We start from the raw sequence: 970 nt of genomic DNA, 5'->3' as shown, positions 1-970 counted from the left end.
GTTGCGACCGAGGAACACAAGATTGCCATCGGGCAGGTAGCGGGCCAGATCGCCGGTGCGATACATGCGGGCATCGGAGTGATGGGAGAAGGGATCGGGGAGGAAGCGTTCGGCGGTCAGTTCTGGGCGGTTCAGATAGCCACGAGCCACGCCTGCGCCGCCGATATACAGTTCACCCACTGCGCCTAGCGGCACCGGTTGACCGTGGCTGTCTAGCAGGTAAATCCGAGTGTTCGAGATCGGTCGGCCGATCGGGATTGGTTCGCTATGTTCGGCAGATTTTTTTATTTCGTATGCAACGCAGCCGACCGTTGTCTCGGTCGGTCCATAGTGGTTGAATATCCGTGTTTCCGGAGCATGGGTTTGCCATATTTCAATTTGCGCATGCCGTAAGGTTTCTCCCCCCACGACCAGAGTACAAATGCGCCCTGCCATCGCTTCGACCGGTAGTATCCCTCGAAGTGCCTCTAAATGGGATGGCGTGAGTTTGACCGGTGATAAATTGTTACCGTCAACAATGGCTTGACGCCAGTCGAGCTTGGAGTTGCCCTCAGAAGAGAGATATAGCCGACGCCCACAAATTAGCGCAGGATACAAGGCCGTGAGGCCCAAGTCAAAGCTGATAGAAGAAGAAAGCACAGAGCCGTGACCGTCAGCAACGCCAAATCGTTCAGCCGCATATGATGCATAATTAACGATGGAGCAATGTTCAATGCACACTCCCTTTGGGGCACCGGTGGAGCCGGAGGTGTAGATCACATAAGCGAGATGGCGTGAGGTCAGGCCCGGTATCTGAGGATTGGTCTCGGGTTGTACAGGAGCGTCGTTGGGGTCGATCAGGGTGTAACCGGCCAACGCCTGGCCCAGTACCTCCTTGCCCGCCTGATCGCTCAGGACGATGGCGGGCTGGGCATCGGAGAGTATGTGAGCGAGTCGCTCTCCCGGATAGGCGGGGTCGAGCGGCACATAG

General features: G+C 56.9%; 1 protein-coding gene. It reads right to left on the bottom strand.

The genetic code is table 11. The features are described from left to right. The coding region (locus M3I54_RS44360) for an amino acid adenylation domain-containing protein (protein WP_254346730.1) at positions 1-970 on the bottom strand (970 nt) is incomplete at both ends.

The organism is Paraburkholderia sp. CNPSo 3274 (assembly GCF_024206475.1).
In the GTDB taxonomy this organism is placed as follows: Bacteria; Pseudomonadota; Gammaproteobacteria; order Burkholderiales; family Burkholderiaceae; genus Paraburkholderia.
Note: the sequence above shows the minus strand (reverse complement) of the source record. Positions and strands in the feature narration are given on the sequence as shown.